The organism is Frigoriflavimonas asaccharolytica (assembly GCF_013294015.1).
GTDB lineage: Bacteria > Bacteroidota > Bacteroidia > Flavobacteriales > Weeksellaceae > Frigoriflavimonas > Frigoriflavimonas asaccharolytica.
Genome location: NZ_JABSNO010000001.1, coordinates 171,761 through 185,332 on the forward strand (window position 1 = coordinate 171,761; position 13,572 = coordinate 185,332).

Below are 13,572 nucleotides of genomic sequence, written 5' to 3' on the forward strand. Positions count from 1 at the left end.
ATGAATAAATCTCTTTTGAAGAAAGTGAAAACCTTACAACTTTTTGATGAAAGCGTTTCAGCTGAAATTATTGGATTTAAGATTGATAAAACGTCAATTTTTGCAGACAAATATCGGAAAGAAATTTTTGAGAGAATTTCCAAAATAAAATCTGGTGGAGTGAAAATTTATACTTCAAAAGAAGTTTTAGATTCTATTTTAAAATAAAAAAACCGCTGCAAATTAAGTTTCGCAACGGTTTTTTTTAAATCTTGATATTTGTCTCTCGATTCTTTATAAATCCTACTTCTTCGCCTGTGCAATATTCACAATCACATGCATCGCTTTCACCATACTTTCCAAAGGTACATATTCATAAGGTCCGTGGAAATTTAAACCTCCAGCGAAAATATTTGGACAAGGTAAACCCATGTAAGAAAGTTGTGCGCCATCTGTTCCACCACGAATTGCTTTGATGTCTGGTTCTATATTCGCATCTTTCATCGCTTGTTCTGCAATGTCTGCAATGTGCATTTTGCCTTCAAACTGCTGTTTCATGTTTCTGTATTGCTCCTTTATTTCTACTTCTGCAACGCCTTCTCCATATTTTTGATTGAATTTTGCAACCGTTTCTCGCATTACATCTTCTCTTTTGGAGAATTTTTCTGCATCGTGATCTCGGATAATGTATTGAATTCTAGCTTCGGAAACATCAGATTTCAAATCTGCTAAATGATAGAATCCTTCAAAACCTTTTGTAGTTGCAGGTGTTTCATTTGCAGGCATCATTTGGATAAATTCTGCAGCCAAAAGACTTGCATTACGCATTTTCCCAAAAGCGTAACCAGGATGAACGCTCAATCCATGAATTTGTACCACTGCTCCAGAAGCATTGAAATTTTCATATTCCAATTCTCCTACAGTTCCGCCATCCATTGTGTAAGCCCATTCTGCACCGAATTTTTTTACATCAAAAAGATGCGCACCACGTCCAATTTCTTCATCTGGTGGAAATCCTACGGCTATTTTAGAGTGATTAATTTCTGGATGTGCTATTAGAAACTCCATTGCGGTTACAATTTCTGCACAACCTGCTTTATCATCTGCACCAAGAAGCGTAGTTCCATCGGTTGTTATCAATGTTTGTCCGATATAATTTTTTAGACTTTCAAATTTATTGGGAGAAAGTATGAAACCGGTTTCTTTATTCAATAATAAATCTTTACCATCATAATTTTCCCAAATTTGTGGTTTCACATTTTCACCCGAGAAATCTGGCGAAGTATCATAATGAGAAATAAAACCAACAACTGGCTGTTCTTCTCCATTATTTGCGGGCAGATTTGCCATCACGTAGCCATTGTCATCAATCGAAACATCTTCTAATCCAATGTTTTTCAAATCTTCTGTGATGAAATTTGCTATTTCCCATTGTCTTTCTGTAGATGGGCAAGTTTCGCTTTCGGCATCGCTGGTGGAATATATTTTTACATAAGAAAGAAAACGATTGAGGAGTTTATCTTTCCATTCTTGGTTGAATTCTATTGATTGCATAAAATGTTTTGTTTAATTACAAATTTAATTATTATTGATGAGGATATAGAAAATTTGGATGCTTATTTATACTCTTCTACTAAAGAAAATTATTACTAATTAAATATTTCTATCCAAACCAAAAAACCCCAACTTAAAAAAAGTTGAGGTAATTTATATAATGAAACGCTTTAATTAAGCGTTTGCTTCAATAGATACGAAAGATCTATCGTTTCTCTTTTTTCTGAAAACTACAGTACCATCAATCAATGCGTGTAAAGTATGGTCTTTTCCCATACCTACATTTTCACCTGGATGATGCGTTGTACCTCTTTGTCTTACGATGATGTTTCCTGCAATAGCAGCTTGTCCACCGAAGATTTTCACGCCCAATCTCTTGGAATGCGATTCTCTACCATTTTTGGAACTACCTACTCCTTTTTTATGTGCCATGACGTTTTATTTTACTTTTAATAATTAATCTGCAGTTTCGATTTCTGGTTTATCTTCAACCTTTTTCTCTACTGCCTCTTTTTTTGCTTTAGGTGCTGCTTTCACAGTTTCCTTTTTTGCAGAATCTTTGCTATCAAACCCGGTAATACCTGTGATTTGAATTTGAGTAAGAGATTGTCTGTGACCATTTTTCTTGGTATAACCTTTTCTTCTCTTCTTTTTGAAAACGATTACCTTATCGGCTTTCAAATGATTTAGGATTTCTACGTCTACTAGGACGTCTTTGATAGCTGGGGCGCCTAGTGTGATTGCTCCGTTCACAGTCATAAGAACTTTATCAAAAGATAATTTGTCTCCTACTTCTCCTTTCAAACGGTTTACAAACAACTTCTGGTCTTGCTCAACTTTATATTGAAGCCCTGCTATTTCTACAATTGCAAACATTGTTTATGTATTTAGTTAATTAATTCGAGGTGCAAAGATAATAATTATTTTTAGATTGTGGATAACTTTGATGAAATTTTTTAGAAGAGTTTTTTGCTATTTTTGATTTCAGAATAAAATAAAATGAAAAGAGACCTCTACATAGATTTTGCCAAAGGATTGGCTACACTTTCTGTGATTTTTATACATACCACTTATTGGTCTGGGCAATTTTACGTGCCTGGAGAACTAAGGATTTTATCTTTGCTTTTTGATGTGGTTTTGTTCTATGCTTTAAGCGGAATTACTTCCAGTGGAAATATAGAAAAAACGATGTATAGATTGCTGAAATTACAAATAACCTACATGATTTTTGTAACTGTACTATTCTTTGCAGACTACTTTTTTAAGGTTTTGGGAATGCAATTTTTTGGACAAAATTGGTTGATGGATTACTATGGAACTTTCGGTGGTAAATTGGTACCGAAATCTATTTCCATGCAACCACAGTGGGAAAATTTGGGCAATTGGTATCTTCATCAATATAGCAATGCAGATACCTTTCCCGTAGTGATGGGAAGTTTTTGGTACCTAAAAGTATATTTTATCTTAGCACTTTTTGGAACTTTGATTGTTAAATTTTTCTCTCAGCATATTCCTCATATCATCGTTTTGTGTTTTGTTTTGTGCGCTATTTTCAATATTTTTCCGCAATATTATCCTTCTGGTCAAGTTGGCTATGTTACATTTTATTTAGCCATTTTTCTAATTGGAAATCAAATGAAAGGCAAGAAAATTCCCGCCAAATGGATTGCTCCTTTTTATCTAGTTGTAATTTCTATATTAGTTGGTCTTTTTTGGTTTTATGATACAGGTCTATTTTACCAATTGAACAAGCAAAAATTTCCACCAAAATGGTCTTATATGCTGTATCTCTCCTTCTGTTTGCTCACTCTTTTTGTGGGCTACAACAGATTAAAAATTGAAAAAAACAGTTTGATTACTTACATTGGAAAGAATGCTATATTTTATTATTTCGCTCAAGGTATTACTTCCTCCCTTATATATTTTGTTGTTGTTCCGTTAAAGGATTCAATGGAATGGTATTTATTATTGCCAATAGTGTTTTCAATTAATTTAATAATGGTAATTCCGTTGGCAGAAGGCTTAAAAAAATTGGATGATATTGTTTGGAAAATTTTGGAATTTTTAAGAAAAAAAACCGTTTCACAGAAAATATGAAACGGTTGATATATTTTTAAAGACTTACAAATACTAGTCTTTTTTACCATTACCTCTCGCAAATAAGGCGATAATGATAATCAAAACAAGGCCACCGATAACCCAGTAAATAGGATTTGTATAAAACTCCTCAGTTTTGGTAGTGGTAGTAGTAGTATTCACAACTTTGCTAGTAGAATCTTGCGCAAAGGAATATACACTCGCTAAAACCATAATTGCCATCAATTTCATTTTCGATAAAGAGCTTTGTAGATAATTTAAATTTTTCATGATACTTTAATTTTGTTCCATTCATATTTTCAAATTAAATGCCAATCTATCATCTTAATCGCATATACCTAGAATATTGAAAAGAATAAGGATAGTGTTGAAATATTTTAAATTTTTGTTTAATAATGTTCAGAATAGCGTAATTTTGTATCATCTCAAATAATATCTGTGGATCCATTTAATTTAGAACAAGCAAAAACCAGAAAAACTGGTTTAGACCGATTTTTCAGCCTCTTTTTCAAATCATTTTTGAAAGGGCTCATCATCATTGGACCTATAGCTGCAACCATTTATGTACTTTATTTTATATTCAATACCTTAGATAATATTATTCCCTTTGATCTTATTTTACCAGAAAATATGAATCTTCATGGTTTGGGACTGATAACTTTAATTGCTTTTATTGCAGGTATTGGTTTTTTCTTTAATAAATTCATGTTTGGTAAATACCTCTTCACAAGTATAGACCAGCTTTTGGAAAAAACACCGGGCGTAAAACATATATATGCTCCAACCAAAGATGTGATGGCATCTTTTGTAGGTGATAAAAAAAAATTTAACCGTCCTGTTTGGGTGAAAACAAATGCGAACCCAGAAATTTGGAGAATAGGATTTCTAACCCAAGATGAAATGGGCGATGTGGAAAAATATAATTATGTAGCCGTTTATTTGCCACATTCTTACGCAATTTCTGGTTGGGTAATCGTAACAGAGGAAACCAATATAAAACCCGTAATTGGTATGACTGCAGCTGCTGCCATGAAGTTTGCAGTGAGTGGTGGTGTTGCAGGATTTCATACAGATGAGCCAATTTTCCGTTCTCAAGAAGAAATTTAAAAGTATCTCGTTTTTCATTTTGTTAATTTTTTTTATATTTGGATTTTAAAATACAATATGAAAAAATTACTACTTTCTACAATTTCCTTATTTGGGATTCTTGCATTTGCTCAACAAAACGGAGATGCGAAAACAGAAGATTCTATCAAAGCGTGGTCTATACGTGGCGAAAATACATTAATGCTCAATCAAGCTTCTTTTTCCAATTGGATTGGTGGTGGTGCGAATAATGTTGGTTTTATAGCGGGGATAAATTACAATATGACGTACGAAAAAGGTGATGATCTTTGGGAAAATATCGTAATTCTTGGCTACGGACAAAACAATACAGAAGGTCTTGGAAATAGAAAAACCCAAGATGCCATCAATCTTTCTACAAATTATGGAAGGAAAATTTCTAAAAATTGGTATGCTTCTGGAGGAGCAAGTTTGCAAACACAATTTGCAGAAGGTTTTGAAGATGGAAACAATCCTTCTGCCTTCAAGTTATCCAATTTTATGGCGCCAGGTTTTGTAAATTTAGGAGCGGGCTTTACCTACAGACCGAACGATAATTTCACGATGACACTTCGCCCAGCCAATGCCAGATGGACTTTTGTACTAGATAAAGATTTGCAATTAGCTGGAAACTACGGTTTGAAAAACAACGGAGATTCATCTCTTTTTCAATTTGGTTTTTTAGGAACAGCTTTGTATAAAGTGCAATTGATGGAAAACATTTCTTTAACTAATACCGCCTCCGTTTTCACAAATTATTTAGATCATCCAGATAGATTGGTGCTTGGTTATGGCGGAATTTTGAATATGAAAATCAATAGATATATTTCTGCAAATATAACGGCAGATGTAATTTATGATCACAATCAAATACAGAAAACGCAAGTGAAGCAAACTTTGGGAATTGGTTTTGCCTATAATATCATTAAGGGAAAAGATCGATCTGAAAATAAAAAAAATCAAATGTGGAAATAATTCATTCTAAAAAATAGCAAAAAAAAAGCGGGATTCAAAAATTTGAATCCCGCTTTCATTAATATCTATTGTATCTTTAAATTACAAATCTAAATTTACTTCTAATTTTTGTGCCAAGAGTTGAGAAACTTTTAATTTTAAAGATTCTATTTTAATATTTTGCATTGCATCATTTGCAAAAGCATACAAAAGCATTGCTTCTGCTTCTTTTTTAGAAATTCCTCTTGCTCTTAAATAAAACAGCGCATCTTCATTTAATCTACCAACTGTACAACCGTGGGAACATTTCACATCGTCTGCAAAGATTTCCAGTTGTGGTTTGGTGTCAATTTTTGCGCCTTCATCTAGCAAAATATTATTATTTTGTTGATAAGCATTTGTTTTTTGCGCAATTTTTTCTACAAAAACTTTTCCGTTAAAAACTCCGTGAGAATTATCTTTATAAATTCCTTTATAGTTTTGATAACTTTCGCAATTAGGCGTTTTGTGGTGAACTGCAGTGTGATGATCTACCAATTGATTTTTAGAAATCATGGTAATTCCATTCATGAAAGAATTGATATTTTCTCCATTGTGAATGAAATCTAGGTTGTTTCTCACCAATTTTCCGCCGAAAGAAAAAGTATTTACGGTTGCCAAACTATCTCTTTCTTGTTTCGCGAAAGTATGATCTACCATATAAGAAGTGTCGCTGTCATTTTGCAATTTGTGCCAATCTGCTTTCGCATTTTGATGTACAAAAATCTCTGTCACAGCATTTGTAAGCACAAAACCGGCATCCAAATTGTGATGTGATTCTATAATTTCTACTTGAGCGCCTTCTTCTGCTATCAATAAATTTCTAATGTTATAAAAAGAGTTAGTTTGTTGATTATCAGAAATATAAAAGATATGAATTGGCTTTGGCAATACTTCATTTTTGCCAACTTTTAAGAAAAATCCTTCTTCAGCAAATGCTAAATTCAAATCTGTAAAAGCAAGATTATTATTGGCTAAAGTATTGAAATATTTTGCAATTATTTCTTGATGAGCATCATCTTTTAATGCATTTTTCATCGTCAGCATTTCTACATTTCTATTAGAAACTGTAGAAAAATCTTTACAGAAAAAACCATTTATAAAGACCATTCTATCAGAATCTTCTTCACCAAGACTTAAATTTTGCAATTTTTCTTCCGTTAGTGAATTATTTTCCGAAGGAAAAAAGTTGTAATCTTTCTCCGTAATTTCTTTCAGATTGGTGTATTTGTACTCTTCATCTTTTTTTGTTGGAAAACCTTTATCTAAAAACTGATTGAGCGCAAATCCTCTTTTATCGTTTAAAAAAATTGAGTTTGCTTGACTAGAAAATTTTGAAAAACCTTCTTGAATATTATCTAATAATGCCATATTTTCTTTGATATACTAATTATAGATTAGTTTTTATTGTGATTGCTTTGATTTTGAATTACCTCTCCTACCTTAATCTCTTTGCAGCCCGACTTGAGTGAAGCTCTTTTTATGATTTTTTGACAAAAAAAGCATAAAAAAGCGGGAACGGAAGGCGGAGATTGCTGCCATAAAAATTAATATTTTGTTTTTCGAAGAGGTTAAATTGCTGCCCAAATCATTTTAATTTGAATATTGTTTTAATTTGGCGCAATTCGTAAATAAATTAATTTAACAACCAATCGTAGCCTTTTTCTTCCAACTCCAACGCAAGAGATTTATCGCCAGTTTTGATGATTTTCCCATCTGCTAAAACGTGTACAAAATCTGGTTCAATATAGTCTAATAGCCTTTGATAGTGGGTAATAAGAAGAACTGCGTTTCCTTCGTTTTTAAAGGTATTTACGCCATCTGCAACAATTCTTAATGCATCAATATCCAATCCAGAATCTGTTTCGTCTAAAATTGCTAACTTTGGATTAAGCATCATCATTTGCAAAATTTCGTTGCGCTTTTTTTCGCCACCAGAAAATCCTTCGTTTAGCGAACGTGCAAGAAATTCTTTTTTAATTTCTAATTTTTCTGTTTTTTCACGTACCAAAGCGAGCATTTCTTTTGCGGGCATACTTTCTTGTCCGTTTGCTTTTCTGGTTTCGTTGATAGCAGCTTTCATAAAATTCATTACAGAAACTCCTGGAATTTCTATAGGATATTGGAAAGACATGAAAATACCTTTGTGCGCTCTATCTTCTGGTGAATCTTCGATGATGTTTTCGCCTTCAAAAAGGATTTCTCCTTCAGTGATTTCGTAATCTTCTTTACCTGCAATCACAGAGGAAAGTGTGGATTTTCCGGCACCATTTGGTCCCATGATTGCGTGTATTTCGCCTGGTTTAATTTCCAGATTGATTCCTTTTAAAATTTCTACGCCTTCTTCAATTTGAGCGTGTAAGTTGTTTATTTTTAACATAATTATGTTTAGTTTAATATAGTTTTATTTGGTTTGAAGTTGTTTTATATTGTTCTAACCGTCTAAAATTTATAATCTTATTTAAATTTATTTCCTTTAAAATCTCTATTTTGAAGATAGGTCATGAAATTTTTAATTTTCACACTTAATATTTCACATCTCAACTTTAAATCTATGAATTCTTCCTCAGTGATAAAGTCATTATCAAAACACCGATAGATTTGTGATCTTACTTCTCCTGCTGACCCTTTGGAAATAGATAAAAATTGTTTGAATTCTGCATTTCCATCCCTTTCAAATCCTTCAGCAATGTTATCCATAATAGATCCAACTGCTCCCTTTATTTGAGTTTTTAATTTATAATCTGTTTTAAAGATGTCACGGTCTGCAATTTTACAAATATCTTTGCTTAAAACTCGCGAAAGTTTCCAGATTTCTAAATCTTCAAACCTAGTTACTGTTGCCATTCTTTAAAAACTATATTAAACAATTTAAAACAAAATCAAACAATTGAATTTTACCCAACACTTCCCTCTAGCGAAATCTCTAACAATTTTTGTGCTTCTATTGCGAATTCCATTGGTAATTTATTCAAAACTTCTTTGCTGAAACCGTTTACAATGAGCGCGATGGCTTTTTCTGTAGAAATTCCTCTTTGGTTGCAATAGAAAATTTGATCTTCTCCAATTTTTGAAGTTGTTGCTTCATGCTCTAGTTGTGCTGTTGGATTTTTAATCTCTATATAAGGAAAGGTGTGTGCTCCACAATCATTCCCCATCAATAATGAATCACATTGAGAAAAATTTCTAGCATTGGTTGCAGATGGCATTACTTTTACCAATCCGCGGTAAGAATTGTTGGATTTTCCCGCAGAAACTCCTTTAGAAATAATAGTAGACTTGGTGTTTTTTCCGATGTGGATCATCTTGGTACCTGTATCTGCATATTGGTGGTTGTTTGTAACCGCTATGCTGTAAAATTCCCCGATAGAATTATCACCTTTCAAGATACAGCTAGGATATTTCCACGTAACGGCAGAACCTGTTTCTACTTGTGTCCAAGAAATTTTTGCATTTCTTTCGCACAAACCTCTTTTGGTTACAAAATTGAAAACACCTCCTTTTCCTTCGTCGTTTCCAGGATACCAATTTTGCACGGTAGAATATTTAATTTCTGCATCATCAAGAGCAATTAATTCCACCACTGCTGCATGCAATTGGTTTTCATCTCTTGCAGGTGCTGTGCAACCTTCGAGATATGAAACGTAGCTTCCTTCGTCTGCAATTACCAAAGTTCTTTCGAATTGACCCGTTCCAGATTGATTTATTCTAAAATAGGTAGAGAGTTCCATTGGACATTTTACACCTTTTGGAATGTAGCAAAAACTTCCATCGGAAAATACGGCAGAATTTAATGCTGCATAATAATTATCTCCACGCGGAACCACTTTTCCCATGTATTTCTTCACCAAATCTGGATATTCTTTTATCGCTTCAGATATTGAACAGAATAAAATTCCTTTTTCCTTTAGAGTTTTTGAAAACGTGGTTTTAACAGAAACGGAATCTATTACGATATCTACGGCAACATTTGCAAGACGTTTTTGCTCTTCTATATTGATACCTAATTTTGCAAATGTGGCTAAAAGATCTGGATCTACCTCATCTAAACTTGCCAATTCTGGTTTTACTTTTGGCGCGGCATAATATTGTAGCGCTTGCAAATCTGGCTTTTCGTAAGAAATATTTGCCCAATCTGGCTCTACCATTTTTTCCCAAATGCGGTAAGATTCCAACCTCCAGTTTGTCATCCATTCTGGCTCTTCTTTCTTCGCAGAAATAGCGCGCACAATATCTTCATTCAATCCAGTAGGGAATTCTTCATATTCCATAATGGTTTCCCAACCGAATTCATATTTCTGGTTTTCTAAATCTACTCTTAAATCGTCTTCTGTATACTTCATTTTCTTTTATTAAAAGATTGACTAAAGAGAAAAACTTTCTCCACATCCGCAAGTTCTGCTTGCGTTTGGATTATTAAAAACAAAGCCTTTCCCATTTAATCCTCCCGAATATTCTAAAATTGTTCCTGCTAAATAAAGAATTGATTTCTTTTCAATAATTACTTTAATGCCATTATCTTCAAAAATTTGATCTCCTTCTAATTTTTCATTATCAAATTTCAAAACGTATTCCAATCCAGAACAACCACCACTTTTCACTCCTACACGAATATAATCTTGTGTAGGATCAAAGCCATCTTCCGTCATTAATTCCATGGCTTTTTGCTTTGCGTAATCTGATACTTTTATCATTATTTTTATTTAGACTGATTTTAGATTACAAAAATACAAACTATATAATTCATATTCAAATTTCAACGGATTATTAACATCACTTTGGCTTAATTTTAGTCTAATAAAGCAATAGATAATAACTATTACATTTAAAGAAAATTATTTATAAAAAATTTGAGAAGAAGATTTAACTTTGAATGAAATTAACAATCCTACCTAAAATTAAACAATTTATCAGAATTTATAAATTATGAAAAAACTTACGCTATTATTTCTCGCAATTGCTTTCCAATTATCTTTTGCACAAACCAATCGATTTATTTATCAAGTGACGATGAAACCAGATGCTAATGATAAAGCTTCTGAATTTACAGAAAAAGCTTATTTAGATATTTCCCCAACAAAATCTATGTTTTATGGAGAAAAAAGGATGCTTCGAGATTCTTTGATAAGCAGGAATATAAAAACTGGGAATTGGGACCGCAGTCAATTTGAAGATTTGAGATCGAAGATTGATTTTTTGGTAATAAAAGATCTTGGAACGCAAAAAACCAGCATCCAACAAAGAATTGCTCGAGATAATTTTGAATATGAAGAAGATCGCAAAATGGTTTGGAAGATTTTGCCAGAAACTACAAAAATTGGAGAATACAAGGTGCAAAAAGCAGAAACAGAATTCGCCGGAAGAACTTGGATAGCCTATTTTGCTCAAGAACTGCCTTATCAAGATGGTCCTTATAAATTTTCTGGACTGCCTGGTTTGATTGTAAAAGTTGAAGATGCAGATGGAGATTACAGTTTTGATTTACAAGAAACGAAAAAAATTGCCCAAATGGCAGAATTTCAAACTTTTGGAAGTACTGTAAAATTAAAAAGGACAGATTTCAAAAAACAATTGGCAAAGTATGAAAAAGACCCAATAGCAACGATTCAATCTCAATCTCAGGGACAAGGCTTTGGAGGAGGCAGAGGTAGAGGAAATGGCGGTGGCGGTGGTGGAAACAGAACACAAGATCCACAGAGACAAAAAGAAACAGAAAAAAGAATGAAAGACGAAATTGCAAAAAATAATAATCCTATAGAAAAAGAATAAAATATTGAGAGAAATCTCAATTCTTTAGAAATATTGCTATCTTTATTATGTTTAAAATTTTAAAAAATGAAAAACATAATTTGGATAGCTTTTTTATTGGTATCAATTTCTTGCAGCAAAAAATCTTTGTACGTATTAGATAAAAATCAACCGATTGTAGATTTACCTACAAATCCTGAGTTTTATAACAAAATGAAATCTTTCAATGCCTCAATGGAAAGGCAAGAGAAACAGACAATATATTTATTTAAAAATAAAGAAATTAAGAAAAATGACATCCAAAAATTATTTGAAAATAAAAAAGTAAACTTAATGGAAATGGAAGTTGATAGCAAAAAAATTGAAAATTTAGGTTTCGATTCAAGTAAAGTAAAAAAGGTTTATATTTTTAAATAAAATTTAATTATTAATGAATTTAGAAACTATTCAATCTCACATTGATGCCTACAAAAGCAATAATCAAATATTAGACGCTGCATCTCATATTATCTCATCTTTTAATCTCGATCATGAAAATTTTGCAGGCTTAGATTTTCGCGAAGAATTATCTGCAAATTCTATTTTACTAACAGCAGAAGGAGCTTTAGGGGAATCTCAAATCGTACGAATTCCAAGAAATCTTTTTGATTTTGATTTAAAATTAGTTTTAAATCTCTTAGCTCACGAAATGTTGCACGTAAGGCAAAAAGCACCAGGAAACTTTATTGTGGAAAGAAATGAACGTGAGTTTCAAGCGTATTACGAAATGCTCTTCCACAAAATTTTTCCACAAATTCCAGATGCATCGCATTTTAGCCAAAAGCAATTTGCTGAAAAAGCTTTAGAATATTACAAAAGAATGGGAGAAAATTCTGACCTACAAATAAAATATGCAGAACAAAAAATTGAGGTAGAAAAGCATTTAGAAAAAATAACGATATAAATTAATACTTTTTGAATAGATGAAAAAAACTCTGGCACTTTTTTGTATTATTTTTCTAATAATCAGTTGCAAAAAAACTGAACAAAAACAAACCACTATTAACGGAAATATTCCAAATCTTCCAGATGGAACTATGTATTTGTGGGAAGAAGGAGGTCCAGTAAACACCATTGATAGTACTACGACAAGCAATGGAAAATTTAAACTAACACATCAATGGGATGAAAATAAAGAACCTGTTTCTATTGGTGTTTACCATCTTGATAAAAAAGGTGTAAAAAGGTTGTTTGCTTTTAAAACAAATGCGACATATAGAAACGCTGGTTGGGGAACTTCTGCCTTTTATTCTGATTCAATAATTACAATTAATGGTGATTTAACTTATGATGAAGACATTCCCGGTTACAAATTATCTGATAATATTAAAAACGTTACTGGTCCTCCTTTAAAAGGCGGAAAACAGACAGAAGCGTATTATGATATCAATGGAGATCTTTTCGAGAAAATTGATAAAAAAACTATAGAAGCTGTTGCACAGAAAATAATAGAATATCCAAATTCCTATCATCTTTTGTATGTGATCGTCCAAAATAAAAATAATTTTACCGCACAAAAAATAGAGGAATTTTTAAAATTATTTAAAGGCGAGATTACACAAAGCACTTCTTACAAAAAATTGTCTGCTTACAATCAAAAGAGATTAACTTCAAAAAAGACATCTTTACCGTTATTGGAAAATGACAAAGGTCTAAAAACAGAAATTCTCGATAAAAAATACAAAAAACATTTGGTGATTTTCTGGCCAAGTTGGTGCCGACCTTGCCGAGCAGAAATTCCTTCATTGAAAAAAACATATGCAAAAGAGAAAGATAATGTAGAGTTTGTTTCAATTTCTATAGATGATGATAAAACAGATTGGAACAAAGCACTAAAAGCAGAAAACATGGAATGGAAGAAACTTCTTGTTGATAGAAAAGACGCAGCTTATGAAGCGCTTCAAATTCAATTAAAACTAAATAGCACCATTTCTTATACGGTTTTAATAGATAATAATTTGAAAATTTTAGCATCTTCTGTTGGTTTATCAAGCGAAGAAGAAATAGTTAAATTAATTCAAGCGAAATAATGCAAAATTTTATATTACAAATATGCTA

Annotated in this window: 17 protein-coding genes; 8 read left to right on the forward strand and 9 right to left on the reverse strand. The window is 32.2% G+C overall.

From position 1 onward, the window contains the following. Window positions 1-207, forward strand: coding sequence for a hypothetical protein (locus HNQ03_RS00775; protein WP_173777723.1), 207 nt, complete (start codon window positions 1-3; stop codon window positions 205-207). Between the two features lie 75 nt (window positions 208-282). Here the strand turns inward: HNQ03_RS00775 and pepT are convergent, their stop codons facing one another. The 3 genes from pepT to rplU form a co-directional block, all read right to left on the reverse strand. Continuing rightward, a complete protein-coding gene (gene pepT / locus HNQ03_RS00780) occupies window positions 283-1,533 on the reverse strand; it encodes a peptidase T (protein ID WP_173777724.1) in 1,251 nt (416 codons plus the stop codon). A gap of 174 nt (window positions 1,534-1,707) precedes the next feature. After that, window positions 1,708-1,965 (reverse strand): 50S ribosomal protein L27, encoded by a 258-nt coding sequence (gene rpmA, locus HNQ03_RS00785; RefSeq protein WP_173777725.1) that lies wholly within the window; start codon window positions 1,963-1,965, stop codon window positions 1,708-1,710. A gap of 24 nt (window positions 1,966-1,989) precedes the next feature. Then, window positions 1,990-2,409 (reverse strand): 50S ribosomal protein L21, encoded by a 420-nt coding sequence (rplU, locus tag HNQ03_RS00790; protein ID WP_173777726.1) that lies wholly within the window; start codon window positions 2,407-2,409, stop codon window positions 1,990-1,992. Window positions 2,410-2,532: 123 nt separating this feature from the next. Between rplU and HNQ03_RS00795 the strand changes: the two genes are divergently transcribed. Beyond that, a complete protein-coding gene (locus tag HNQ03_RS00795) occupies window positions 2,533-3,630 on the forward strand; it encodes an acyltransferase family protein (RefSeq protein WP_173777727.1) in 1,098 nt (365 codons plus the stop codon). A 33-nt stretch (window positions 3,631-3,663) separates the two neighbouring features. Here HNQ03_RS00795 and HNQ03_RS00800 read toward each other — a convergent pair whose 3' ends face one another. After that, window positions 3,664-3,900, reverse strand: a complete 237-nt coding sequence (locus HNQ03_RS00800; RefSeq protein ID WP_173777728.1) for a hypothetical protein — start codon at window positions 3,898-3,900, stop codon at window positions 3,664-3,666. Window positions 3,901-4,068: 168 nt separating this feature from the next. On the opposite strand from HNQ03_RS00800, the gene HNQ03_RS00805 reads away from it, so the two are divergent. After that, the gene (locus tag HNQ03_RS00805; RefSeq protein WP_173777729.1) at window positions 4,069-4,737 is read left to right on the forward strand and encodes a DUF502 domain-containing protein; all 669 of its coding nucleotides are present in this window, start codon (window positions 4,069-4,071) and stop codon (window positions 4,735-4,737) included. Between the two features lie 57 nt (window positions 4,738-4,794). After that, the gene (locus HNQ03_RS00810) at window positions 4,795-5,709 is read left to right on the forward strand and encodes a DUF3078 domain-containing protein (RefSeq protein ID WP_173777730.1); all 915 of its coding nucleotides are present in this window, start codon (window positions 4,795-4,797) and stop codon (window positions 5,707-5,709) included. An 81-nt stretch (window positions 5,710-5,790) separates the two neighbouring features. Here HNQ03_RS00810 and sufD read toward each other — a convergent pair whose 3' ends face one another. The 5 genes from sufD to HNQ03_RS00835 all read right to left on the reverse strand — a co-directional run bounded on the left by sufD (window position 5,791) and on the right by HNQ03_RS00835 (window position 10,421). After that, window positions 5,791-7,098, reverse strand: a complete 1,308-nt coding sequence (sufD, locus tag HNQ03_RS00815) for a Fe-S cluster assembly protein SufD (RefSeq protein ID WP_173777731.1) — start codon at window positions 7,096-7,098, stop codon at window positions 5,791-5,793. A 265-nt stretch (window positions 7,099-7,363) separates the two neighbouring features. Further along, complete coding sequence (gene sufC, locus HNQ03_RS00820; RefSeq protein WP_173777732.1) at window positions 7,364-8,107, reverse strand: Fe-S cluster assembly ATPase SufC; 744 nt, start codon at window positions 8,105-8,107, stop codon at window positions 7,364-7,366. A gap of 77 nt (window positions 8,108-8,184) precedes the next feature. Beyond that, on the reverse strand, window positions 8,185-8,574 hold the full coding sequence (locus tag HNQ03_RS00825) for a four helix bundle protein (protein WP_173777733.1): 390 nt from the start codon (window positions 8,572-8,574) through the stop codon (window positions 8,185-8,187). 50 nt (window positions 8,575-8,624) lie between these two features. Then, window positions 8,625-10,070 carry a Fe-S cluster assembly protein SufB gene (sufB, locus tag HNQ03_RS00830; protein WP_173777734.1) on the reverse strand — a complete coding sequence of 482 codons (1,446 nt, stop codon included), beginning with the start codon at window positions 10,068-10,070 and terminating at the stop codon, window positions 8,625-8,627. Window positions 10,071-10,091: 21 nt separating this feature from the next. Continuing rightward, window positions 10,092-10,421 (reverse strand): HesB/IscA family protein, encoded by a 330-nt coding sequence (locus HNQ03_RS00835; RefSeq protein ID WP_173777735.1) that lies wholly within the window; start codon window positions 10,419-10,421, stop codon window positions 10,092-10,094. Between the two features lie 232 nt (window positions 10,422-10,653). Between HNQ03_RS00835 and HNQ03_RS00840 the strand changes: the two genes are divergently transcribed. The 4 genes from HNQ03_RS00840 (at window position 10,654) to HNQ03_RS00855 (ending at window position 13,544) form a co-directional block, all read left to right on the forward strand. Beyond that, on the forward strand, window positions 10,654-11,496 hold the full coding sequence (locus HNQ03_RS00840; protein WP_173777736.1) for a GLPGLI family protein: 843 nt from the start codon (window positions 10,654-10,656) through the stop codon (window positions 11,494-11,496). 66 nt (window positions 11,497-11,562) lie between these two features. Next, window positions 11,563-11,892, forward strand: coding sequence for a hypothetical protein (locus HNQ03_RS00845; RefSeq protein ID WP_173777737.1), 330 nt, complete (start codon window positions 11,563-11,565; stop codon window positions 11,890-11,892). Window positions 11,893-11,905: 13 nt separating this feature from the next. Further along, the gene (locus HNQ03_RS00850; protein WP_173777738.1) at window positions 11,906-12,418 is read left to right on the forward strand and encodes a hypothetical protein; all 513 of its coding nucleotides are present in this window, start codon (window positions 11,906-11,908) and stop codon (window positions 12,416-12,418) included. A gap of 19 nt (window positions 12,419-12,437) precedes the next feature. After that, a complete protein-coding gene (locus HNQ03_RS00855; RefSeq protein WP_173777739.1) occupies window positions 12,438-13,544 on the forward strand; it encodes a TlpA disulfide reductase family protein in 1,107 nt (368 codons plus the stop codon). Window positions 13,545-13,572: the final 28 nt, after the last annotated feature.